Raw genomic sequence first — 23495 nt, forward strand, 5'->3', positions numbered from 1 at the left:
TCGGTCTTGGCGGATCGCCCGCATATCAGCCGAGAAACACGGCGCCCACAGGGTTGTTTCGTGCGCTGGCGCACAGGCTGGGGGTCCCGGGGGCGCAGGTCGCGATCAATGGGCCGCGAACACCCCATAGCGTCCACCCGCAAAGACCAGCGGCTCGCCTTCGCGGTGCTGGGCGTCGAGGACGCGGCCGACGACGATGGCGTGGTCCCCGGCGTCGTGGACGGCGTAGGTCGCGCAGTGGAAGCGGGCGAGGCAGTCGTCGAGAAGCGGCGTGCGGTCCTCGGCCTCGGACCAGGCGACGCCTCCGGGCATCTCGCCCTCGCGGACGAAATGCTGCGAGATGGCGTGCTGACCGGCGCCCATGACGTGGATCGCGAAGCGCTCGCACTTCGTGAAGGGCGCAAACCGACCCGAAGAGCGGGCGGGCTGCCACAGCACCAGCGGCGGGTCGAGCGAGACCGACGCGAAGGAGTTCGCGGTGATCCCGAGCGGCCCGTTCGCCGTGCGCGTCGTCACCACCGTCACGCCGGTGGCAAAGCGCGAAAAGGCGTCGCGAAGCTCGCGTCCGGTGAAGGGTTCCAGCGTCATGCTACCTCGTGTCCCAGGGCCAGCGTGTAGAGTTCGAACCACGTCTCGCGGTCCAGCTTGATCTGTGCGGCTGCGCCGACGCGGGCGAGCCGGTCGAGGCTGTTGGTGCCGACCACCGGCACGATCCCCGCCGGATGCGCCAGAAGCCAGGCAACCGCAACGGCGGCGCGGTCGGTGCCGGTCGCCTCGGCAACGCGGTCCATCGCCTGCTGCAGCGACCCCTCGTCGGTCATCAGGCGGCCGCCGCCCAGGGGCGACCAGGCCATCGGCAGGAGCCTGCGCTCTTGCAGGAAGGCGAGGTCGCCATTGGTGAAGGGGGCGGTGTTGGCAAGGCTCAGCTCCACCTGATTGGTGACAATGGGACTCTCCATCGCCGACTGCAGGAGGGTCATGTCGTGGGGCCGGAAGTTCGATACGCCGACGGCGCGGACCTTCCCTGCGCGGACGAGGGCGTCGAGCGTGCCGCCCGTTTCGGCCGGGTCCATGAACGGGTCGGGCCGGTGGATCAGCAGAAGGTCGATCGCCTCGATCCCCATCAGCCTCAGCGAGTGGTCCACCGACGCCTCGATATGGGCCCGCGACGTGTCATAGTGCTTGATCCGCGCCCCCGCGTGCCGTCCGACCGGAGCGACGATGCCGCATTTCGTAACGATCTCGATCCGATCGCGCAGGGAGGAGGTCAGCGCGCGGCCCAGCACCTCTTCGGCGGCATAGCCGCCATAGATGTCGGCTTGGTCCATCGTGGTGATGCCTTGGTCGAGGCAAGCGTCGATCTTGGCCTCGACATGGCCGGGCGCGGTATCGGCATCGTCGGCCAGCCGCCACATGCCATAGGCGATGCGGCTGAGCGAAAGGTCCTGCGACAGGCGGATGCGATCCATCGGTGGCGCTCTCCCCAAGGTTCCGGTGGCGGTGCAGGACGTAAACATGGGGCGGCGCGCCACCCGTCAACTCCGCCGGTTCGGGGCGAGCCATAGCAGCGCGCCCCGGGCGCGACAATTCGTCCGGCTCGAACCGTCTCCCAAGACGTGATCGGATTGTCCTTCAACTCGCCCCGGCGATCCTCTACATAGAGGCCGTTACAGCCGGGGGATTAGGGAGATACCCATGCTCAACAACATCGGCCTGCCGGGCCTGCTGCTCATCGCGATCGTGGTGCTGGTCCTCTTCGGCCGGGGCAAGATCTCGTCCCTCATGGGCGAGGTCGGCAAGGGCATCACCGCCTTCAAGCGCGGCGTGAGCGAAGGCTCGAAGGAAGACGAGAACGACAAGACCGCCGAGGCGAACAAGGAACTCGCCGCACCGTCGCCCCGGAACGAGTCCGTCGCGCCCGCGTCGAACACCGCCGAGCGCGAGACGGTCGAAAGCCGCAACAGCTGATCCTGACCTGACCGCCCCGGGAGGCGCGCACCCATGTTCGACATCGGGATGACCGAGCTTCTGGTCATCGGCATCGTCGCGTTGATCGTGGTGGGGCCGAAGGACCTGCCGGGCATGTTCCGCACGCTCGGCCGCTTCACCGGCAAGATGCGGGGCATGGCGCGCGAGTTCCAGCGCGCCATGGAGGACGCCGCCGACGAGTCGGGCGTCCGCGACATCCACAAGGATCTCAAGGGCTACTCGAATCCGAAAAAGTTCGGCCTCGACAAGCTGAACGAGGCGGCCGACAGCTTCGAGAAGTGGGACCCGATGAAGGAGCCCGCCAAGAAGGGTAGCACCGGGCGCGGCCCTGCGACGCAGGCGCTCAGCGAGGAGCGCCGCGAGAAGGCCGAGCGGATCAAGCAGGCGGCGGGTGATCGCGCGCAGGCCCGGCGCGACCGTGAGGCGGCCGAGGCACAGGCGCCGGTCAAGGATACCGGCGCGGCGGCCGACACGCCGCTGACCACCCCCGAGGACGACAACGCATGAGCGCAGCCGACCGTGACGAGATCGAGGACAGTTCGGCCCCGCTGATCGAACACCTTGCAGAGCTGCGCACGCGCCTGATCCGCGCCGTCCTGGCCTTCACCGTCGGCATGGTGATCTGCTTCACCGTCGCCACGCCCATCTTCAACTTCCTGACCCAGCCCCTGTGCCAGCAGCTGGCGCAGCGCGGGCAGGATTGCGAGCTGATCTTCATCTCGCCGCAGGAAGGCTTCTTCGTCGCCGTCAAGGTCTCGCTTCTGGGCGGATTGTTCCTGTCCTTTCCGATGATCGCCTACCAGCTGTGGCGCTTCGTGGCGCCGGGGCTCTACCGCTCCGAGAAGGGGGCGATGCTGCCCTTCCTCGTCGCCTCGCCCTTCATGTTCGTGATCGGCGCGGCCTTCGCCTTCTATGTCGTCACGCCGCTGGCCTACGACTTCTTCCTGGGGTTCCAGCAATTCGGGGCCGAGGGCGAGGCCGTGACGCCCGAGGTCGGCGCGCCCCTGTCGGTGGTATTCCAGGGCTCGGCTCAGGAATATCTGAACCTGACGATGAAGTTCATCGTCGCCTTCGGCCTGTGTTTCCAGCTGCCGGTGCTGTTGACCCTGCTTGGAAAGGCGGGCCTCGTCTCGTCCCGCGGGCTGGCGGACGTGCGGAAATACGCGGTCGTGGGCATTCTGGTGCTCGCCGCGCTGGTCACGCCGCCTGACGTCATCACGCAGATCATCCTCTTTGTCGTGGTCTATGGCCTCTACGAGGTGTCGATCTTCCTCGTGCGCCGGGTGGAGAAGAAGCGGGTTGAGCAACTGCGCGCCGAGGGTGTGCTGGGCGAGGACGAGGATCTCGACGACCTTGGCGGCGTCGACTTCGACGATGAAGAACTTGCCGATGAAGAGCCCGAGGACGACACCAAGCGTCCCTGACGGGCCATTACTGTAGCGGAAAACACGGACGGGCAGGGGCAACCTTGCCCGTCTTTGCGTCGTGGCATACGCAGTGCGAAGCGGCTGACAGGGGGGCATGGCGGGATGAGTGACGGGACCGAGCTGACGCGGATTGCCGAGGCGCTTGAGCGGATGTCGCCGCCGCCGGCGCCGATGCCGGACATGACGTTGGCGGACGCGTTCCTGTGGCAGACCGCGCCGGATCGGCTGACCCCGGTGGAGCGTGTGAATCGGGTCGACCTGTCGCTCCTGGTGGGGATCGAGCGCTCGAAGGGAACCCTGCTCGAGAATACGCGCCAGTTCGCGCGGGGGCTACCGGCAAACAACGCGCTGCTCTGGGGCGCGCGAGGGATGGGAAAATCGTCTCTCGTCAAGGCCGTACATGCCGAAGCTGCTAAAGAACATCCGCTGAAGATCGTGGAGCTGTCGCGCGAGGATCTGCCCTCGGTCGTGCGGCTTCTGGACCTGCTGCGGGCGGCGCCGGACATGCGGTTCCTGCTCTATTGCGACGACCTGTCGTTCAGCCATGACGACCAGCACTACAAGTCGCTGAAGGCGGTTCTGGATGGGGGGATCGCCGGGCGGCCGGAGAACGTGCTTTTCTACGCAACATCCAACCGGCGGCACCTGATGCCCCGCGACATGATCGAGAACGAGGCCGGCCGCGCGATCCACGCGGCCGAGGCCGTGGAAGAGAAGGTCTCGCTATCCGACCGGTTCGGGCTGTGGCTGGGCTTCCACCCGTGCGACCAGGACGACTACCTTTGCATGATCCGCGGCTATTGCGACGCTGCCGGGCTCGAGATCGACGACGCTGCCCTGCGCGCCGAGGCGATCGAGTGGCAGGCCACGCGGGGCAGCCGCTCGGGCCGGGTCGCGTGGCAGTTCTTTACCGATCTGGCCGGGCGGCGGGGCGTTCAGCTGCCGCGGTAGGTCGAATAGCCGAAAGGTGAAAGCAGCAGGGGCACGTGGTAGTGATCTTCTGCCGCCATGCCGAAGCGGATCGGCACCTCGTCGAGGAAAAGCGGGTTGGGAAGGTCCTGCCCCGTGGCGCGCAGGTAATCGCCAGCGTGGAACAGCAGCTCGTAGGTGCCGGGGATGAACTTAGCCTTGGGCAGGATCGGTCCGTCGGTGCGGCCGTCCGCGTTGGTCACGCTCGTCGCGACCTCGGCCCGGCTCTGGCCGATGCGGAACAGCGTTATCTGAAGCCCGGAAGCGGGGCATCCGCGGGCGGTGTCCAGAACGTGGGTCGTCAGGTATCCGGGCATGGGGGCCTCCTTCCATGATGTCGCCCGCAGTAGAGCGCACGCGGCCGTCGGGGCAAGCCTTGCACCGGGCCTTTTCCCCGGCGCCAGGATGGGGCTAGGGTGCGCCGCGACAGGAGACTCCGCCATGAAAAGATATCCCCGCGACATGAGAGGCCACGGCCCGACCCCGCCCGAGGCGCTCTGGCCGAACGGCGCGCGGATCGCGATTTCGCTCGTCCTGAACTACGAAGAAGGCGGCGAAAACAATATACTTCACGGCGACGCGGCGTCCGAAGCTTTCCTGTCCGAGATCACGGGTGCCGCGCCTTGGCCCGGGCAGCGGCATTGGAACATGGAGTCGATCTATGAATACGGCGCGCGGGCAGGTTTCTGGCGGCTGCACCGGCTGCTGTCCGAAACGGTCGTCACGGTTTACGGCGTGGCCGACGCGCTGGCTCGCAGTCCCGAGCAGGTCGAGGCAATGCAGGGCGCTGGATGGGAAATAGCCAGCCATGGCCTGAAATGGGTCGAGCACAAGGACATGCCCGAGGCCGAGGAGCGCGCCCAGATCGCCGAGGCCATCCGCCTGCACGCCGAGGTGACGGGCGAGGCGCCAAAGGGCTGGTATACCGGGCGCTGCTCGATGAATACGGTGCGGCTGGTGGGCGAGACGGGGCTGATGGACTACGTCTCGGACAGCTACGCCGACGACTTGCCCTACTGGGTCGAGATCGGTGAGCGGGACCAGCTGATCCTGCCCTACACGCTCGACGCTAACGACATGCGCTTTGCGATTCAGGCGGGTCACCCCGACGGGGCCTCGTGGGAACGCTATCTGATCGATTCGTTCGACACGCTCTATGCCGAGGGTGGGCGGATGATGTCGGTCGGCCTGCATTGCCGCCTTGCCGGACGGCCGGGACGGGTCGCGGCGCTGAAGCGGTTCCTCGATCACGTGCGCGGGCATGACGGGGTCTGGGTCGCCACCCGCGCCGAGATCGCCAGCCATTGGGCAAAGACCCATCCCCATCAACGGCGCGAGCGTCCTTCCGAAATGGACCGCGACACCTTCGTCGACCGCTTCGGCGGGGTTTTCGAACATTCCTCCTGGGTTGCCGAACGCGCCCATGCGCTGGAGCTTGGCCCCGCCCATGACTGCGCTGCCGGGGTTCACAACGCCTTGTGCCGTGCCTTCCGCGCAGCGGCGCAGACCGAGCGGCTTGAGGTGCTGCGCGCGCATCCGGACCTTGCCGGAAAACTGGCGGCAGCGAAACGTCTGACGGCCGAGTCGACCGGGGAACAGGCGAGCGCCGGCCTTGATGCGCTGACCGATGAAGAACGCGCGCGGTTCACCGAGCTGAACGAGCGCTACACGGCCACCCATGGCTTCCCCTTCATCATCGCGGTGCGCGACCACGACAAGGCGGGCATCCTGTCCGCCTTCGAGCGGCGTGTCGACAACGATCGCGAGACAGAGTTCGCCGAGGCTTGCCGCCAGGTCGAGCGTATCGCGCGTCTGCGGCTGGGGGCGATGCTGGGATGATCTCTCCGCGCCCCCTGACGGCTGAGGCGTTCCGGCCTTTCGGTGATGTTCTGGAGGCCACGGGCGAGCCTGACCGACTGATTAACCAGGGGCTCTGCGGCCGCTTCCACGACCGCGCACGGCTGAATTTCGGGAACGGGCGGGCCGGCGTTTCAATCTTCCACGCGGTGCCGCGGTCGCTGCCCTATCAGCTCGACATGGTCGAGCGGCACCCCGAGGGCAGCCAGGCCTTCGTCCCCATGACGCAGGCCCCGTTCCTGGTGGTCGTGGCCGAGGGCGCCGGCGCCGCGCCGGGGCCTGTCCACGCCTTCGTCACGGCGCCGGGGCAGGCGATCAACTTCCTCCGCGGGACGTGGCACGGGGTTCTGACGCCCCTGCACGCGCCCGGACTTTTCGCGGTGATCGACCGGATCGGCGAAGACGCCAATCTGGAAGAGCACTGGTTTGAAACACCCATGATGATCGGATGACAGGCATGTATCTCGGACTGGATATCGGTACTTCGGGCGTGAAGGCGCTCTTGATCGACGAACGCGGCAGTTCGGTGGGGCAGGCGCATGCCGAGCTTGCGGTCTCGCGCCCCCATCCCGGATGGTCCGAGCAGGACCCAGATCACTGGATCGCCGCCTGCGAAAGCGCCATCGACGCGCTGGCCAAAGAGCAGCCCGACGCGATGCGCCAGCTGCGCGGGATCGGCCTGTCGGGCCAGATGCACGGCGCGACCTGCCTTGGCGCGGACGACAAGCCCCTGCGTCCCGCGATCCTGTGGAACGACGGGCGCAGCGCGGTTGAGTGCGGCGAGCTGGAAGAGCGCGCCGATTTCCGCGGGATCGGCGGCAACATCGTCATGGCGGGCTTCACTGCCCCCAAGCTGCGCTGGATCGAAAAGCACGAGCCCGAGGTCTTCGCCAAGATCGCCAAGGTCCTGCTGCCGAAGGACTATGTGCGCCTGTGGCTGACGGGTGGACATACCGGCGACATGAGCGACGCGGCGGGAACGCTATGGTTGGACGTCGGCGCGCGGGACTGGTCGGACCGGCTGCTCGAGGCGACGAACCTGAGCCGCAGTCAGATGCCGGACCTCGTCGAGGGTTCCGAAAGCTCGGGCACGCTTCGCGCCGCGCTGGCCAAGCGTTGGGGCGTGGGCGAGGTGCCGGTGGCTGGCGGCGGCGGCGACAACGCCGCGACCGCCTGCGGGATGGGGCTGACCAAGCCAGGCACGGGCTTTCTGTCGCTGGGCACGTCGGGCGTGCTTTTTGCAACGACGGACCGGTTCGCGCCGAACACCGAGGCGGCGGTTCACGCATTCTGCCATGCGGTGCCGGACACCTGGCACCAGATGGGCGTGATCCTGTCGGCGGTGGACAGCCTGACCTGGCTGGGCGAGATCACCGGCAAGACAGGCCCCGAGCTGACGGCCCTGCTGCCCGAGCGGATCAAGGGCCCCTCGGCCGCGACCTTCCTGCCGTACCTGTCGGGCGAGCGGACGCCGCACAACGCACCCGACGCGACAGGAGCCTTTCTTGGCCTTCAGCGCGGGATGGCGCTACCGGACCTTGTGCATGGCGTGCTGGACGGCGTTGCCTTCGCCTTCGCCGATTGCGCCGCCGCCCTGCGTGACGCGGGCACCGAGATCGACAGCGCCTTCGCCGTGGGTGGGGGGGCACGCTCGGACGCGTGGCTTAAAATCGCCGCGGCGGCCACCGGGCTGACACTGCTCAAGCCCGTCTCGGGCGACTTCGGTGCCGCCTTCGGGGCAGCCCGTCTTGGCGCACTGGCCGCTGGTGCTGATCCGGCAGAGGTGCTGACCGCGCCCGATGTGCAGTCCGAAATTACGCCGGACCCCGCATTGGTGAACGCGTATGGCGACGCCTACGCCCGCTATCGCGACGCCTGGGTCCGCTTGTCGGCCTGAGGCGATCACGCTTGCGTGAGGCGGGTGACATGGTGCCGCCTCGCGCGTTCTTTGAACATGAAACACGCCATCGCCCTTTGCCTCAGCATGCTTCTGCTCGCCACGCCGTCCCTCGCGCAGGAGCCCGACCAAGACCGCGCCTCTGACCTCGAAGAGGGGATGGACATGATGAGCGAGGGCGCCCGACGACTGCTCGACGGGCTCGTGGGCGAGGTCGAACCGCGGATGCGCGACCTTGCCGATGCCCTGCGGGAGTTCGACTTCGACCAGCTGAACGTGGACGACCTGAGCGCCTATCACCCTCCGGAGCGGTTGCCGAACGGAGACATCATCATTCGCCGCAAGCGTCCCGCGGATGACTCGGCGCCAATGGACAACGAGATCGAGATCTAGCCTGTCGCCCGCGCGCGCCGGAACCGCTTGACCTCGGACGTGGCGTTCAGGGCGCCTACGAGCGCGTTGAAGCGCGATTGCGCGACCTCTCCGAACAGGTCGAGCGCGTCGTCGGTCAGCCGCAGCTCCAGGTGGCGCCGCTTAGGGAACCACCGCATCTCTCCGTGACCAAGGGGCTCGGTGGCCGAAAACATCGCTCCGAAGCGCATGGCGCGGCCCACCACCTCGGCCTCGCGCATCTCGTCCTCGTCCAGGATGCCCGTCATCTGATCGAAGCGCGTCCCCTTATGAGAGCCCTTGTAGCGGTGCAGAAGCGCAAGCCCGAGATACAGACGCTCTTCGTGCGTCAGGCCACCGAGGTTGGCGCGGGTGGCGCTGTCAAAGCAGGCCTCGTGCCGGTAGTCGGGATGGGCGCGCCAGTTCACGTCGTGCAGAAGGCAAGCCGCCCGAACGATCCTGAGCCGCGAGGCGGGGCGCGAGCGAAAGAGCGGCAGGATGAAATGATAGAGCGCGCGTCCGAAGCCCGGCTGGCGCGCGTCCTTCTGCTCCGAAAACCGACAGGACTCGATCAGCGGGTCGCGGTCGCGCAGGGCCTGGGGCATCTGCTCGTAGAGGACACCCTCGCGGATGCCGTAGGACGAGACGGCGATCTCGCTGGGCTTCAGGCGGCTCACGACCTCTTTCAGGACGAGGCTGGCCAGCGGCACCAGCGACATGCGGCTTTCGCCGATATCGGTTGCGCGGCGCAGGTCGGCGACCGGGGTCTTCTGGATGAACTTTACCGTTTCCCGCACCTGCTTGGGCGTCATGCGGTATTCGTGCAGGACGTGGAGTGGATAGCCGCGACGCTCCATGTCGATCCGGGCGATCGCCCGCCACGAGCCGCCAACGAGGAACAGGCGGTCGTGGCGGACGCCGACCTCGTCGCGCAACCCGTCGACGATCCCGCGGATATGCGCGGCAAGCGCCTTCTTGCTGCCCTTGATCCCTTGCAGGCGCAGCGGCCCGAGCGGTGAGGTCAGCCGCGTGCCCACCTTTCCGCCCCCGATCCGCGCAAGCTCCATCGACGAGCCGCCGATGTCGCAGACGAGTCCCTCGGCGCCCGGCCAGCCGACGAAGACTCCTTGGGCCGACAGGCGCGCCTCTTCCTCACCGTTGATGATGGTGATGGCGATCCCGGTCTCGCGCTCGACCTCGTCGCGGAAACTCGGACCGTCCTCGGCCTCGCGCATGGCGGCGGTGGCCACGGCAATCACGGGCGAGGCACCCATGCCCTTCACCAGCTGCGCAAAGCGGCGCATGGCGGCCATGGCGCGCTCTTTGCCGGCGGGGTTCAGGCGCCCGGTTTCGGCAAACCCGGCGCCGAGGCCGGCCATGACTTTCTCGTTGAAGAAATAGGCGGGCGACCGTGCGGCTCCGTCGAATATCACCATCCGGATCGAGTTCGAGCCGATGTCGATCACGGCCACCCGGCTGACGGCGCGGGCGGAGGGATCGTCGAAGAGGGGCGGTCCAAAGGGTCCGAACTCGTCAGAAGGCGGTGAGGGCGGGGCCATCGTCGTGTCTCCGGGTCCATGCGCGCGCGATGTTGGCGCCGGGTGCTTGCGGGTCAACCGTGACCGGCCGTCAGGAGTTGCCAGAAAGTCTGTCGAATGTGGCGTGAAGGACGTCGGCTGTCCCGGCTCCCTGCAGCGCGTTGCGCATTCGCTGGTTGTAGCCGCCGGGCGTGTCGAGGCTCGAAAGCACTTCCTCGGCCCCCTGCGCGTCGAAGGCCGAGGTGACGAGCCGGCGCAGGAAGGCGTCCGCGGCCTCGGGGTCGCCGACCTGCGGCGCAAGCCACCGCTTCGCCTCGGCAACGACCAGCGCAGCACCCGAAGCGACCGACTGTGCGGCCATGTAGGCACCAAGCTCGGCCTCGGTCGCGACGGGGACGACGGTGTTGCGGTGGCCGGCGAGGTCCTCGATCAGGGCGGTATCGCCGAAGGTCAGGATGGGCGAGCCGCCGTTTGAAATGGCAGGGAACGGGATCATCACCACTGCGGCCACGGCCGGAGCGACGATCGGCGCGATGTCGTCGAGCGTGACATCGGCCATGAGCGAGACGACCCGCTGCCCCTCCCGAAAACGCAGCGACGCCAGTACGTCCCGGGCAGCATCGGCCATCAGACCGATCAGCACCACGTCGCTGGCGTCGATTGCTGCCTGATTGTCGGCCACCGTTACGTTGGGAAAGCGTGCTGCAAGATCACCCGACCGTGTGCGGCTGCGTTCGGAAACGGTGATGCGGTGGCCGTCGCCGGCGATGCCTTCGACCACAGCCGCAGCAATCGCCCCGGTCCCGATGATGCCGATGCGCATGCACCCCCCTTGCATTGCCCCGGGGCCGAGTGATGCACGCTCGGCCCCGGGAAGGCAATCTTGGCGCTAGATCTCGGCATGTGTGAGTTCGGGCACGTCCTTCGCTCCGGCAGAGCCGCGGCCCGAGAGGGAGGGATTTTCCATGAAGAAGCGGTGGCACGAAAAAGGGCGGGCGTCCTGGTCGGGACCGGGACGGTCGAAGGTACCGTCGGGGCGCAGGATCCAGCTTTGGGCCGTGTCGGCGAGGTTCGCGGCCATGATCTGGCTGACGATCTGGGCCTTCACCGTGGCGTTCTTGCACTCGACCAATGTCTCGACCCGGCGGTTGAGGTTCCGGCCCATCCAGTCCGCGGACGAGATGAAAACCCGGCTCTTCCCCGAGGGAAGCTCCGACCCGTTGCCCACGCAGACGATGCGCGAGTGTTCGAGGAAGCGGCCGATGATCGACTTGATGCGGATGTTTTCCGAGAAGCCCTTGATGCCGGGGCGCACGCCGCAGATCCCGCGGACGATCAGGCTGACCTTCACACCGCGCTGGCTGACCTCGTAGAGCTTGTCGATCACGTCAGTCTCGATGATCGAGTTCATCTTGGCCCAGATTGCCGCGGGCTTGCCGGCTTCGGCGTTCTTCGCTTCCTGCTCGAACATGTCGAGAAGCTTCTGCTTCAGCGTCAGGGGCGAGACGCCAAGATTCTCGAGGTCCTCGGGTTGCGCATAGCCCGACAGGTAGTTGAAGAGCCGCGTCATATCGCGCCCCAGCGCCGGGTCTGTCGTGAAGAACGACAGGTCGGTATAGATGCGTGCGGTGATGTGATGGTAGTTGCCCGTGCCGAAATGACTGTAGGTGACGGTCTTGTCGCCCTCGCGCCGGATCACGGCACTGAGCTTGGCGTGCGTCTTGAGGTTGATGAACCCGTAGACGACGTGCACGCCCGACCGCTCCATCTTGCGGGACTGGCGGATGTTCGCGGCCTCGTCGAAGCGCGCCTTCAGCTCGATCAGGGCGGTGACCTGCTTGCCGGATTCGGCGGCCTCGCACAGTGCGTCGACGATCGGGCTGTCGTGGCTCGTGCGATAGAGCGTCTGCTTGATCGCGACCACGTTCGGATCGGCCGCCGCCTGTTTGAGGAAGCGGACCACCATGTCGAACGTCTCGTAGGGGTGGTGCAGCAGCATGTCCTTCTGGCGGATCGCAGCGAACATGTCGCCGTCATGGTCCTGGACCCGCTCGGGGACGCGCGGGATGAAGGTTGGCCAGAGGAGGTCCGGGCGCTCTTTCAGGACAAGCTCGGATACGTGGCTGACGCCGATCAGGCCGCCGGTCTCGATCGTCTCGTCCTCCTTCACGGGCAGTTCGTCCATGATGAGGCGCTTGAGGGAACTCGGCGCGTTGGCCGAGATGTTCAGCCGCACGACCTCGCCGCGGCGGCGGCGCTTCAGCGCGACCTCGAATTCGCGGACAAGATCTTCGGCCTCTTCCTCGACCTCGAGGTCACTGTCACGCAGGACGCGGAAGGTGCAGTGGCCCTTGACGCTGTAGCGCGGGTAGAGCGTGCCGATATGCAGCAACAGCAGCTCTTCGAGCGGGACGAAGCGCGCTTCGCCCTCGGCACCGCCAAGACGGATGAAGCGGTCGATTTGCTGCGGGATCGGGACCAGCGCGCGCAGGATGCGCTTATCGGCGGTCCGTTCGAGCTCCAGCGCCAGCGAATAGCCGGTCGAGGGAATGAAGGGGAACGGGTGCGCGGGGTCGATCGCAAGGGGCGACAGGATCGGAAAGACCTCGTTGAGAAACACCTCTTCCAGCCGGCCGCGATCCTCTTTCGTCAGGTCCTCGCGCGTCAGGATGTGGATGCGCTCTTCGGCCATCAGGCGCTTCAGCTCGGCGAAGACGACCTGCTGGCGATCCATCAGCCGGCGCGCGTTCTCGTTGATGCGCGTCAGCTGCTGTGCCGGGGTCAGGCCGTCGGCGGCGGGCGTGGTATTGCCGTTCAGCGCAAGCTCTCGCAGGCCGGCCACGCGGACGGTATAGAACTCGTCGAGGTTGCTGGCCGAGATCGACAGGAAGCGCAGGCGTTCCAGCAGCGGAACGCGCGGGTTTTCGGCCTCTTCCACGACGCGCCAGATGAAGGCCAGCCACGACAGCTCGCGATTGAAGAAGCGCGCGGGGCCGGTCAGGTCCTCGCCTTCGGCTGGCGGGACGGGATCGGGAAACGGGGCGGAGAGGAAATCGGTAACGGTCATGGCGCGTCCTTTGCCTCCGGTTCGTGACGGGACGATGACACGGCGATACGTGACAGGGCCTCCTTGGCCAACTCTCGGCCGACTCCGCGCTTGCGGCTGAGGGTCAGGCGGTCGATCTCGGCCGCAAGATCGCGCGCCGCCTCGGCCGTGCGCGGCATCCGGGGCACAAGGTAGGTCAGCACCGACATGTCGGGCTCGAGCCCCCGGTCGCGCAGCTGCTTCTCGAGGAGCGACCCCAGCAGCGCATCGTCCGGCGCGTCGAGGGCGGCAACGGTCAGCGCCGACAGGCGCGAGCGCAGGTCGGGCAGGGCGACGGGCCAGCGGGCAGGCGGCTCGCGGCCCGTCACCAGCAGTCGGCCGCCGCTGCTGGCGAGGCGGTTGTAGAGGTGGAACAGCGCCGTTTCGGCGCCGCGGTGCCCCGCGATCGCGGCGACTTCCTCGACCGCGACGCGGCCGGCGCTGGCCAGCGTCGCGATGTCGAACCGCGGCAGGTCCTTGGCCGAGACGACGACGGCGCCCGCCCGCTCGGCCCAGACATGCGCGAGGTGGGTCTTGCCGCTGGCCGGCGGTCCGATCAGCGCCAGCCGCCCGCCCGGCCAGCGATGGCTTTCCAGCAGCCCGAGCGCGGTTGCGTTCGACGGCGTGACGACGAAATCCTCGCGGCCAAGCGCGGGGCGGATCTGCAGGTTCAGGGGAAGTTGCTCTGCCATCAGGATTGCGGCCCCTGTCCCGAGCCCTGGTAGAGCGCGCTGGCCCGGTAGCGGGCGGTCAGGAACCGGGCGATCACGCCGAGCGCTGCGGCCAGCGGCACCGCGACCAAAAGCCCCACGAAGCCGAAGACCGACCCGAAGGCCGACAGCGCGAAGAGCAGCCAGACCGGATGCAGGCCTACGCTGTCGCCCACCAGCTTGGGGGTCAGGAAGTTGCCCTCGATGAACTGGCCGGACTGGAAAATTGCCCAGACAATCACGATCCACAGCCAGTCGCCCCAGAACTGGAACAGCGCCAGGCCGATCGCCAGCACGCCGCCCACCAGCGCGCCGACATACGGGATGAATGTCAGGAACCCCGCAATCGCCCCCACGATCAGCCCGAACTGCAGGCCCACCAGCGCCAGCGCGACGGCGTAGTATACACCGAGGATCGCACAGACGAGGCCTTGGCCCCGCACGAACGAGGCCAGCGTATCGTCGACTTCGCGCGCCAGGGTGCGGATCACCGGTGCGTGGTCACGGGGCAGGAGGCTGTCGATCTTGGCCATCATGCGGTCCCAGTCCACCAGCAGGTAGACCGACACGACCGGCACGATCAGGACCAGCACCAGCACGTTGATCAGACCGGTCACGCTGGCCAGGGCACCTTCCAGCAGCATGCCCCCCCTCTCGCGCATCCCCGAGGTCACATTCTGCAACATGGTGCCGAGCGTAGTCTCGATGTCGGCTGCTTCGGGCAGATGCTCGACCAGCCGGGGGTGATTTTCCGACAGCCATTGCTGGGCACCTGCAACCGTGTTCGGCGCATGCTCGATCAACAGCGCGATGCGGTCGGACAATGCCGCGGCCTGGCTGATGAGCGTGGGAATCACCAAAAGGATCGACGCCGCGAACAGCAGCAGCATCACCACGGTAATGATCGCGACCGATACGACCCGGCCCAGCCCGATCGCCTGCAGCCGGTCCGCGATCGGGTCGAAGATATAGGCCACGGCCGCGCCAAGCAGGAAAGGCAGGATCACGTCGCCGAGCCACCACAACATGAACAGGAATACCGCAAGCGCGGCGCTCCAGTACTTCAGCTGATCTCGGACAGGCAGGGTCATGTGGCCTCGTGGCTCGCGCGGTGCTGCGCTTATCGGGAAGTTGCGGGCAGGATCAATCCGGCCGTCGCCGTTCCATACCGCAAGTCAGGCCGCGCTTGTAGCGCCCTCGTGCGGCGCCTATCAGGGGTGGCGATGAAACAGGTAATCTGCATCCACTGGGGCACGAAATACGGGCCGCGCTACATAAATCGACTTTACGGTATGGTGGCACGCAACATCACGCCGCCCTTTCGCTTCGTCTGCTTTTGTGACGATCCGGCCGGCATCCGCGAGGAGGTCGAGACACGACCGCTGCCCCAGATCGACTACGAGATCCCGAAGACCAAGACCGGCATATGGCCGAAGTCGCGCCTTTGGGGGCCGCGGCTGGCCGACATGTCGGGGCCGGTCCTGTTCCTCGACCTCGACTTGGTGATTACCGGCTCGCTCGACCCGTTCTTCGACTATGGCGACCCCGAGGACGTGATCCTGTCGCGCAACCCTTCGAACCCGCTGGAGCGGCTGGGCCAGACCTCGGTCTTCCGCTTCCCGGTGGGCAAGCTCGAGCCGCTGCAGGCGAAGTTTCGCGTCGATCCCCTGGGCGTGGCCGAGACCTACCGTTACGAGCAGCGGTTCGTCACCCGCAACGCGCCCGGCGGGGTGAAGCTCTTCCCCCGCGGCTGGGTGATCCATTTCCGGCGCGACTGTCGCCGGACGACGCCGCTCAATTATTTCCTGCCGCCGAAGCTGCCGGCGCAGGCCCGCATCGTCATTTTCCCCGGTCACCTCACCCCCGAGGATGCCATCGCCGGCCGCTATGGCCCCAAGCGTGCCGAAAGCGCCGGGGGCCATCTTCGGCTGCTGTTCGACGGCAGTCGCCGCAAGGGCGGGCCCATCACTCATCTACGCCACTTCATCCGGCCCGCGCCGTGGGTGGCCGAGCACTGGCGAGAGTGACTTGCGGGGGCAGGGCCTTTTCGCCTAACCCCGTCAACGCACCGCGCTGAAGGAGCCAGAACACATGCGCCTCTCCCGCTACTTCCTGCCCGTCCTGAAGGAGACCCCTGCGGACGCGCAGATCGCCAGCCACCGACTGATGCTGCGGGCCGGCATGATCAAGCAGGCGAGCGCCGGAATCTATTCGTGGCTGCCCCTTGGCTTCAAGGTCCTGCGCAACATCGAGCGCATCGTCCACGAAGAGCAGATCGCGGCCGGCCACATCCCCATGCTGATGCCGACGCTGCAGCCGGCTGACCTGTGGCGCGAAAGCGGCCGCTACGACGCCTATGGCCCGGAAATGCTGCGAATCCGCGACCGGCACGAGCGCGACATGCTCTACGGTCCGACCAACGAGGAGATGATTACCGACATCTTCCGCAGCCATGTCTCGAGCTATCGCGACCTGCCGCTGACACTGTACCACATCCAGTGGAAATTCCGCGACGAGGTCCGTCCCCGGTTCGGCGTCATGCGCGGGCGCGAGTTCTACATGAAGGACGGCTACAATTTCGACCTCACCTACGAGGACGCGAGGCACGCCTATGACCGCCACATGGTCAGCTACCTGCGCAGCTACGAGCGCATGGGTCTGCGGGCGATTCCGATGCGCGCCGATTCGGGTCCGATCGGCGGCGAGGACACGCACGAGTTCCTGGTGCTGGCCGACACGGGCGAATCCGAGGTCTTCTACGACAGCACGATCCTCGACATGAAGCTGGGTGAGCGCGAGATCGACTACAACGACCGCGCCGGACTGCGAAACATCTGCGAGACCTGGACCACCCCCTACGCCCGCACGGACGAGACCCACGACCAGGCGCTATTCGAAAAGATCCCCGAGGACCGCCGCCGCGAATCCCGCGGGATCGAGGTAGGGCAGATCTTCTATTTCGGCACCAAGTATTCCGAGCCGATGGGCGCCACCGTCGCCGGACCGGACGGGACGAAGGTGCCGGTCCACATGGGCTCGCACGGAATTGGTGTAAGCCGCCTCGTCGGCGCGCTGATCGAGGCGAACCACGACGAAAAGGGCATCATCTGGCCCGAGGGCGTGACGCCGTTCCACGTGGGCATCGTGAACCTCCGCCAGGGTGACGGCGATTGCGATGCAGCGTGCGAGCGTCTTCTGGCGGCGATGACCGCCATGGGGCTCGAGCCGCTCTACGACGACCGGAACGAGCGGGCGGGCGCGAAATTCGCGACAATTGACCTGATCGGCCTGCCCTGGCGCATCACCGTCGGCCCGCGTGGGCTGAAGGACGGAAAGGTCGAGCTGACCTCGCGCCGGAGCGGCGCAAGCGAAGAGATGTCGCCCGAGGCCGCCATCGACCGCGTCGCCCAGATCTACGGAATCGGCCAGACGCCCGGTTGATCGGCACCGCGGCGCTTGACCGGCGCCGCGGGATGGCAAGACTGCGCGGTCGGGACAGACGAAGGGGCCGGGATGTACGATTATGCCGTCATGTGGGAATGGGGGGCGTTCGCTGCCCGCTGGCTCCACGTCATCACCGCGATCGCGTGGATCGGCTCGTCGTTCTATTTCATCGCGCTGGACCTGGGGCTGAACCGGAACATCCCCGGTCCGGCCGATGGCGAGGAATGGCAGGTCCACGGCGGCGGCTTCTACCACATCCAGAAATACCTGGTGGCGCCGCCCCAGATGCCCGAGCACCTCACCTGGTTCAAATGGGAAAGCTACTGGACGTGGCTGTCGGGCTTCGCGCTTCTGTCGATCCTATATTGGGCGGGGGCCGAGCTTTACCTGATCGACCCCGAGAAGGCCGACCTCGCGGCGTGGCAAGCGATCCTGATCTCGGCCGCGTTCATCGTGGGTGGCTGGATTGCCTATGACGCGCTGTGCAAGTCGCCCCTGAAGGAGCGTCCGACGGCGGTAATGCTAGTCCTCTTTGCGGGGATCGTCGTGGCGTCCTGGGCGCTGAACCACGTCTTCACCGGCCGCGCCGCGTTGCTGCACCTGGGCGCGATGACGGCCACGATCATGACGGCCAACGTCGCGCACGTCATCATCCCAAACCAGCGGATCGTGGTGGCGGACCTGAAGGCCGGACGTAAGCCCGACCCGAAATACGGCAAGATCGCCAAGCTGCGGTCGACGCACAACAACTACCTGACCCTGCCGGTCGTGTTCCTGATGCTGTCGAACCACTACCCGCTGGCTTTCGGGACAGAGAACGCCTGGATCATCGCGTCGCTCGTCTTCCTGATCGGCGTCTCGATCCGCCACTTCTTCAACACGATGCACGCTCGCGGCAGTGCGCCGTGGTGGACCTGGGGCGTGACGGCCGTGCTGTTCGTGATCCTAGCCTGGCTTTCGACCGCGCCGCTGCGGACGGCCACCGCCGACGCCGCGCCGCTCAGCGGTGCCGCCCTGCGCTATGCCGAGGCCGAGCATTTCGACGAGGCAAGCTCGATCGTGATGGGACGCTGCTCGATGTGCCACGCGCGCGAGCCCGCTTGGGACGGGATGCACTGGGCGCCGAAAGGGGTGGTGCTGGACACGCCCGCGGCCATCGCCCGCGAGGCGCGCCGCGTTTACCTGCAGGCCGGAGTCAGTCACGCCATGCCTCCGGCGAACCTGACCTACATCACCGAGCAAGAGCGCGCGACGCTGCGCGCGTGGTTCGAGGGCGCCTCCTGACGCTCCGGCGATACTTGCCGCGCAGGAGCGTCTGCGCCGGTTTGGTGGTCTATGCCGTCGCAACCGGTCTGTGGGTCCGGCAAGTGTCGTGGCAGTCCTTGTGCCGATCGCCGTCTGGCAGGCGCCGGCTCTCATCCTCCCGCGCTCGGACGCCGGGACCCTGACGAAAGGAAGACGCAGTTTGACCGCGCAGATCCTAGACGGCAAAGCCTTCTCCGCCCGCATCCGCGACAGAGTGGCTGCCCATGTCGCCCGCCTTCGGTCCGAGCACGACCTGGTGCCCGGCCTCGCCGTCGTCCTCGTGGGCGAGGATCCGGCGAGCCAGGTTTATGTTCGCTCTAAGCATCGACAGACGGTTGAGGCCGGCATGGCCTCGTTCGAGCATCGCCTGCCCGACGACACGACCGAAGCAGACCTTCTGAACCTCGTCCATCAGTTGAACAACGATCCACAAGTTCATGGGATTCTTGTGCAACTTCCGCTTCCGGTGCACATGAACGCAAGCGCGGTGATCGACGCGATCTCGCCCGACAAGGACGTTGACGGGTTCCACGTGTCGAATGTCGGGCTGCTGGGAACGGGCCAGAACAGCATGGTGCCGTGCACGCCGCTGGGCTGCCTGTTGATGCTACGCGAACACCTGGGCGACATGTCCGGCTTGAACGCCGTGGTGCTCGGCCGGTCCAACATCGTCGGTAAGCCAATGGCGCAGTTGCTTCTGAACGAGAACTGCACCGTGACGATCGCTCACTCCCGCACCCGGGATCTGCCCGAAGTTCTGCGGCGCGCCGACATCCTCGTCGCGGCCGTGGGGCGGCCCCGGATGGTCCAGGGCGACTGGATCAAACCGGGGGCGACCGTGATCGACGTCGGGATCAACCGTATCCCCGAGGGTGAAAAGACCCGGCTGGTTGGCGACGTGGATTTCGATGCGGCCAACGAGGTGGCGGGCGCCATCACTCCCGTTCCGGGTGGCGTCGGGCCGATGACGATTGCCTGTTTGCTTGCCAATACCGTTACGGCATGCTGCCGTACGAATGGTCTGCCACTGCCGGAGGGGCTGACCGTCTGACTCGCGCGTCGGGTCGGGCTACTGAGGGGGGAAACGTCATGACCGAGCTGGCCGCGGGCCTGCCGCGAGAGGGGCGATCCGTCGCCAAGACCAGGGGGCGGATGCTGGACGACGCGGCCCTTGCCGAGATTCGCGCGCTCATTGATCCGGTGCCGGTGCGTGATCGTCTGATCGAGTACCTCCACGCCATCCAGGGCGCGCACGGGCATATATCCGCAGCCAATCTGCGGGCACTGGCCGACCTGCTGCGGATCGGACAGGCCGAGGTTTACGAGGTCGCGACGTTCTACGACCACTTTGACGTGGTGAAAGAGGGCGAGATCCCTCCACCCGAACTGACGATCCGGATCTGCGACGGGATCGCCTGCATGATGGCCGGGGCAGAGCGCCTGATTGCCGAGATGCAGGCCGGCGTCGATCCTGCCAGGGTCCGCGTCCTGCGCGCGCCGTGCATGGGGGGCTGCGATGTCGCGCCGGCCGCGCGCGTGGGGGACCGCGAGGTCGGGTGCGCAGACGTCGAGATGCTGACGCGCATGGTCGAGCGGGGAGAGACGGCCCTTGCCCTTCCGGCATACACAGACCTTCGGACATATCGCGCGGAAGGCGGATACGAGCAGCTTCGGCGGCTTCGTGACGAAGAGTTGACGGTCGAGCGGGTGATCCGTGAACTGACGGATTCCAGCCTGCGGGGTCTTGGCGGCGCCGGCTTCGCGACCGGCAGGAAATGGGAGCTGGTGCGCCAGAACCCGGGTCCGCGGCTGATGACGGTGAACGCCGACGAGGGCGAGCCTGGCACCTTCAAGGACCGCTACCACATGGAGCGCAACCCGCACCCCATGCTCGAGGGCGCCCTGATCGGCGCACATGTGGTCGAGGCCGAGCGTATCTACATCTACATGCGCGGGGAATACGCCGCCGCTTACGAGGTCATCCGCCGCGAGATCGCGGCGCTCGAAGCTGCCGAGCTGATCGGGCGCGGCTTCATCGAGCTTCGCCGCGGGGCGGGCGCCTATATTTGCGGCGAGGAATCGGCGATGGTCGAATCCATTGAGGGCAAGCGCGGAATGCCGCGGCTGAGGCCGCCGGTGATCGGGCAGGTGGGCCTGTTCGGCCGCCCCACGCTGAATAACAATGTCGAGACGCTCTACTGGGTGCCGCAGATCCTTTCCAACGGGATCGACTGGTTCCGGGACATGGGGCTGCCGGACCATCCGGGCATCCGCTCGTGGTCCGTCTCGGGGCGGGTGAAGACCCCGGGGCTGATCCAGGCGCCGGCGGGGTCCACTGCGAACGACCTGATCGCGGCCTGCGGCGGCATGGCCGACGGCCACACGTTCAAGGGGTTCTTGCCTGGCGGAGCCTCGGGCGGCATCCTGCCCGCTGACAAAGGCAACTTGCGGCTCGACTTCGGGGGCGCGCTGGCCGAGCTGCAGGGCTTCGTCGGCTCTCATGCCGTCGTGATCTTCAGCCAGGAAGACAACATGCGCGACGTCGCGCTGAACCTCGTGGACTTCTTCGCTCATGAGAGCTGCGGCAAGTGCACGCCCTGCCGCGCCGGGACCGAAAAGTTGACGCACCTCCTTCGGGAAGACACGTTGGACGAGGATGCGATCGGCGACCTCGAGGACGTGCTGCGCGATGCGTCGATCTGTGGACTGGGGCAGGCGGTGCCGAACCCGGTCAAACACCTGCTGCGGTATTTCAGGGAGGACCTGACATGACAGATCGGATCAACTTCATCCTCGACGGCTCGGAAATCACAGCGAAAAAAGGCGAGACGATCTGGCAGGCGGCAAAGCGCCACGGCACAAGAATCCCGCATCTGTGCTGGCGCGACGCGCCGGCATACAGGGCTGACGGGAACTGTCGCGCCTGCATGGTCGAGGTCGAGGGCGAGCGGGTGCTCGCCGCCTCCTGCGCGCGCGAGGTGACCGATGGCATGATCGTTCAAACCGCGAGCGACCGGGCCCGGAAGTCGCGCGAGATGGTCTTCGAGCTGCTTGGCGCTGACATGCCCTCGCCCGAGAGCAGCGCCGACGGCGAGGCGCCGTTCTGGGAATGGGCGCGGGACATGGGCATCACCGATCGCGTCACGGGCGACCGGCTACCGTCGAAGTTCGGCGGCGCGCACCTGCCCGAGCACGACGCGACGAACCCTGCGATCGCGGTCAACCTCGATGCCTGCATCTCTTGCAATCTGTGCGTCCGCGCCTGCCGCGAGGTGCAGGTGAACGACGTGATGGGTATGGCGGGACGTGCTAGCCATACGATCCCGGTCTTCGACCAGCACGACCCCATGGGCGACTCGACCTGCGTGACCTGCGGCGAGTGCGTTCAAGCCTGCCCCACCGGCGCGCTTATGGAGAAGTCGATGCTCGACGCCGCGCACCGCACCAAGGCAGTGAGCGAGGCCGCCGTCGAGACGGTGAAAAGCGTCTGTCCCTTCTGCGGTGTCGGCTGCCAGACCGAGGTGTCGGTCGCCGACGGAAAGATCGTGCGGGTGGACGGTGCGAACGGTCCCGGCAACGAGAACCGCCTCTGCGTGAAGGGGCGGTTCGGCTATGACTATGCGATGTCGCCCAAGCGCCTGACCAAGCCGCTGATCCGCCGCGACGACGCGCCAAAGACGGCCGAAATCGACTTTGCTGGCGACCCGATGCAGGTCTTCCGCGAGGCGACGTGGGAAGAGGCGATGGAGCGCGCCGCCGCGGGCCTGACGCAGGTGCGGGACCGGGACGGGGGCGGAGCCATCGCCGGCTTCGGCTCGGCCAAGGGGTCGAACGAAGAGGCCTACCTGTTCCAGAAACTGATCCGCGCGGGATTCGGGACGAACAACGTCGACCACTGCACGCGGCTTTGCCACGCCTCGTCCGTCTCGGCGCTGCTCGAAGGGGTCGGCTCGGGTGCGGTCAGCGCGCCGTTCATGGACGCGCACAAGGCGGACTGCGTCATCATCATCGGCGCACGTCCCACGGTGAACCACCCCGTCGCGGCAACCTACTTCAAGCGCGCCGCCAAACGCGGGACGAAGTTCGTCGTCTGCGATCCGCGCGGGCAGGACATGATGACCCATGCCACGCATTCCCTGCGTTTCAAGCCGGGCACGGACGTCGCGCTTCTGAACGCGATGCTGCATGTGATCGTCGAGGAACGGCTGTACGACGAGCAATATATCCAGGCGAATGTAAGCGAGTTCGACGCGCTGAAGTCCAAGGTCGCCGACTTTCCGCCCGAGGCCATGGCCGAGATCTGCGGGATCGACGCCCCCACCATCCGCGAGGTCGCGCGCCTTTACGCGACGTCCGAGCGGTCGATGATCTTCTGGGGCATGGGCGTCAGCCAGCACGTCCACGGAACCGACAACTCGCGCTGCCTGATCGCGCTGGCTCTCATCACCGGCCATATCGGGCGCGAGGGAACGGGGCTGCATCCGCTGCGCGGCCAGAACAACGTGCAGGGCGCGTCGGATGCGGGCCTGATCCCGATGAGCTATCCCGATTATTCCGGCGTTGAGAACCCCGATATCCGCGCGAAGTTCGAGGATGCATGGGGGCGGCCGCTCGACCCCGAAAAGGGGCTGACGGTGGTCGAGGTGGTGGATTCCATTCACGAGGGCGGCGTGAAGGCCATGTACGTCATGGGCGAAAACCCGGCGATGTCCGACCCCGACCAGACCCACGCCCGCGCGGCCTTCGCCAAGCTCGAGCACATGGTCGTGCAGGACATCTTCCTGACCGAGACTGCGTGGTATGCCGATGTGGTGCTGCCGGCGTCGGTCCATGCCGAGAAGCGCGGGACGTTCACCAACTCGAACCGGCAGGTGCAGATGGGCC

Annotated in this window: 22 protein-coding genes; 14 read left to right on the forward strand and 8 right to left on the reverse strand. The window is 66.8% G+C overall.

What is annotated here, in order from left to right; translation table 11 throughout:
• Positions 1 to 105: 105 nt before the first annotated feature.
• Together ACFDS3_RS06435 and ACFDS3_RS06440 are read right to left on the reverse strand one after the other, a co-directional pair.
• Positions 106 to 588, reverse strand: a complete 483-nt coding sequence (locus tag ACFDS3_RS06435) for a flavin reductase family protein (RefSeq protein WP_375261520.1) — start codon at positions 586 to 588, stop codon at positions 106 to 108.
• Complete coding sequence (locus ACFDS3_RS06440; protein ID WP_375261521.1) at positions 585 to 1469, reverse strand: aldo/keto reductase family oxidoreductase; 885 nt, start codon at positions 1467 to 1469, stop codon at positions 585 to 587. Before ACFDS3_RS06440 ends, ACFDS3_RS06435 begins: the two co-directional genes overlap by 4 nt.
• A gap of 226 nt (positions 1470 to 1695) precedes the next feature.
• Between ACFDS3_RS06440 and ACFDS3_RS06445 the strand changes: the two genes are divergently transcribed.
• From ACFDS3_RS06445 to ACFDS3_RS06460, 4 genes are all read left to right on the forward strand, one after another.
• Positions 1696 to 1968, forward strand: a complete 273-nt coding sequence (locus ACFDS3_RS06445) for a twin-arginine translocase TatA/TatE family subunit (RefSeq protein ID WP_375261522.1) — start codon at positions 1696 to 1698, stop codon at positions 1966 to 1968.
• Positions 1969 to 2001: 33 nt separating this feature from the next.
• Positions 2002 to 2496, forward strand: a complete 495-nt coding sequence (tatB, locus tag ACFDS3_RS06450) for a Sec-independent protein translocase protein TatB (protein ID WP_375261523.1) — start codon at positions 2002 to 2004, stop codon at positions 2494 to 2496.
• Positions 2493 to 3413, forward strand: a complete 921-nt coding sequence (tatC, locus tag ACFDS3_RS06455) for a twin-arginine translocase subunit TatC (protein ID WP_375261524.1) — start codon at positions 2493 to 2495, stop codon at positions 3411 to 3413. Before tatB ends, tatC begins: the two co-directional genes overlap by 4 nt.
• 105 nt (positions 3414 to 3518) lie before the next feature.
• A complete protein-coding gene (locus tag ACFDS3_RS06460) occupies positions 3519 to 4367 on the forward strand; it encodes an ATP-binding protein (protein WP_375261525.1) in 849 nt (282 codons plus the stop codon).
• On the opposite strand, the gene uraH is transcribed toward ACFDS3_RS06460, so the two are convergent.
• A complete protein-coding gene (gene uraH / locus ACFDS3_RS06465; protein ID WP_375261526.1) occupies positions 4352 to 4702 on the reverse strand; it encodes a hydroxyisourate hydrolase in 351 nt (116 codons plus the stop codon). The genes ACFDS3_RS06460 and uraH overlap by 16 nt on opposite strands.
• A gap of 124 nt (positions 4703 to 4826) precedes the next feature.
• On the opposite strand from uraH, the gene puuE reads away from it, so the two are divergent.
• From puuE to ACFDS3_RS06485, 4 genes are read left to right on the forward strand one after another with little or no spacing between them, the layout of a single operon-like run.
• Positions 4827 to 6224 (forward strand): allantoinase PuuE, encoded by a 1398-nt coding sequence (puuE, locus tag ACFDS3_RS06470; protein ID WP_375261527.1) that lies wholly within the window; start codon positions 4827 to 4829, stop codon positions 6222 to 6224.
• A complete protein-coding gene (locus ACFDS3_RS06475) occupies positions 6221 to 6694 on the forward strand; it encodes an ureidoglycolate lyase (protein WP_375261528.1) in 474 nt (157 codons plus the stop codon). Before puuE ends, ACFDS3_RS06475 begins: the two co-directional genes overlap by 4 nt.
• Positions 6695 to 6699: 5 nt before the next feature.
• Positions 6700 to 8139, forward strand: coding sequence for a xylulokinase (gene xylB / locus ACFDS3_RS06480; RefSeq protein ID WP_375261529.1), 1440 nt, complete (start codon positions 6700 to 6702; stop codon positions 8137 to 8139).
• Positions 8140 to 8196: 57 nt separating this feature from the next.
• A complete protein-coding gene (locus ACFDS3_RS06485) occupies positions 8197 to 8532 on the forward strand; it encodes a hypothetical protein (protein WP_375261530.1) in 336 nt (111 codons plus the stop codon).
• Here ACFDS3_RS06485 and ACFDS3_RS06490 read toward each other — a convergent pair.
• The 5 genes from ACFDS3_RS06490 to ACFDS3_RS06510 all read right to left on the reverse strand — a co-directional run bounded on the left by ACFDS3_RS06490 (position 8529) and on the right by ACFDS3_RS06510 (position 14953).
• The gene (locus ACFDS3_RS06490) at positions 8529 to 10088 is read right to left on the reverse strand and encodes a Ppx/GppA family phosphatase (protein ID WP_375261531.1); all 1560 of its coding nucleotides are present in this window, start codon (positions 10086 to 10088) and stop codon (positions 8529 to 8531) included. The two genes, ACFDS3_RS06485 and ACFDS3_RS06490, sit on opposite strands and share 4 nt — an antisense overlap.
• 70 nt (positions 10089 to 10158) lie before the next feature.
• On the reverse strand, positions 10159 to 10890 hold the full coding sequence (locus tag ACFDS3_RS06495; protein WP_375261532.1) for an NAD(P)-binding domain-containing protein: 732 nt from the start codon (positions 10888 to 10890) through the stop codon (positions 10159 to 10161).
• Between the two features lie 66 nt (positions 10891 to 10956).
• Positions 10957 to 13134, reverse strand: coding sequence for an RNA degradosome polyphosphate kinase (locus ACFDS3_RS06500; RefSeq protein WP_375261533.1), 2178 nt, complete (start codon positions 13132 to 13134; stop codon positions 10957 to 10959).
• Positions 13131 to 13844: a chromosomal replication initiator DnaA gene (locus ACFDS3_RS06505; RefSeq protein WP_375261534.1), complete on the reverse strand. Its 714-nt coding sequence runs from the start codon at positions 13842 to 13844 to the stop codon at positions 13131 to 13133. The genes ACFDS3_RS06500 and ACFDS3_RS06505 overlap by 4 nt, the downstream gene beginning before the upstream one ends.
• Positions 13844 to 14953, reverse strand: a complete 1110-nt coding sequence (locus ACFDS3_RS06510; RefSeq protein WP_375261535.1) for an AI-2E family transporter — start codon at positions 14951 to 14953, stop codon at positions 13844 to 13846. The genes ACFDS3_RS06505 and ACFDS3_RS06510 overlap by 1 nt, the downstream gene beginning before the upstream one ends.
• A 132-nt stretch (positions 14954 to 15085) precedes the next feature.
• On the opposite strand from ACFDS3_RS06510, the gene ACFDS3_RS06515 reads away from it, so the two are divergent.
• From ACFDS3_RS06515 to ACFDS3_RS06540, 6 genes are all read left to right on the forward strand, one after another.
• Positions 15086 to 15889 carry a glycosyl transferase gene (locus tag ACFDS3_RS06515; protein WP_375261536.1) on the forward strand — a complete coding sequence of 268 codons (804 nt, stop codon included), beginning with the start codon at positions 15086 to 15088 and terminating at the stop codon, positions 15887 to 15889.
• Positions 15890 to 15953: 64 nt separating this feature from the next.
• The gene (gene proS / locus ACFDS3_RS06520) at positions 15954 to 17303 is read left to right on the forward strand and encodes a proline--tRNA ligase (protein ID WP_375261537.1); all 1350 of its coding nucleotides are present in this window, start codon (positions 15954 to 15956) and stop codon (positions 17301 to 17303) included.
• A gap of 72 nt (positions 17304 to 17375) precedes the next feature.
• Complete coding sequence (locus tag ACFDS3_RS06525; protein ID WP_375261538.1) at positions 17376 to 18590, forward strand: urate hydroxylase PuuD; 1215 nt, start codon at positions 17376 to 17378, stop codon at positions 18588 to 18590.
• Positions 18591 to 18771: 181 nt separating this feature from the next.
• Positions 18772 to 19662: a bifunctional methylenetetrahydrofolate dehydrogenase/methenyltetrahydrofolate cyclohydrolase FolD gene (gene folD, locus ACFDS3_RS06530; RefSeq protein ID WP_375261539.1), complete on the forward strand. Its 891-nt coding sequence runs from the start codon at positions 18772 to 18774 to the stop codon at positions 19660 to 19662.
• A gap of 38 nt (positions 19663 to 19700) precedes the next feature.
• Positions 19701 to 21383 (forward strand): NAD(P)H-dependent oxidoreductase subunit E, encoded by a 1683-nt coding sequence (locus ACFDS3_RS06535; RefSeq protein WP_375261540.1) that lies wholly within the window; start codon positions 19701 to 19703, stop codon positions 21381 to 21383.
• A partial coding sequence (locus ACFDS3_RS06540) for a molybdopterin-dependent oxidoreductase (protein ID WP_375261541.1) occupies positions 21380 to 23495 on the forward strand: 2116 nt, incomplete at its 3' end. The genes ACFDS3_RS06535 and ACFDS3_RS06540, both read left to right, overlap by 4 nt.

The organism is Palleronia sp. (genome assembly GCF_042089775.1).
Lineage (GTDB): Bacteria > Pseudomonadota > Alphaproteobacteria > Rhodobacterales > Rhodobacteraceae > Palleronia.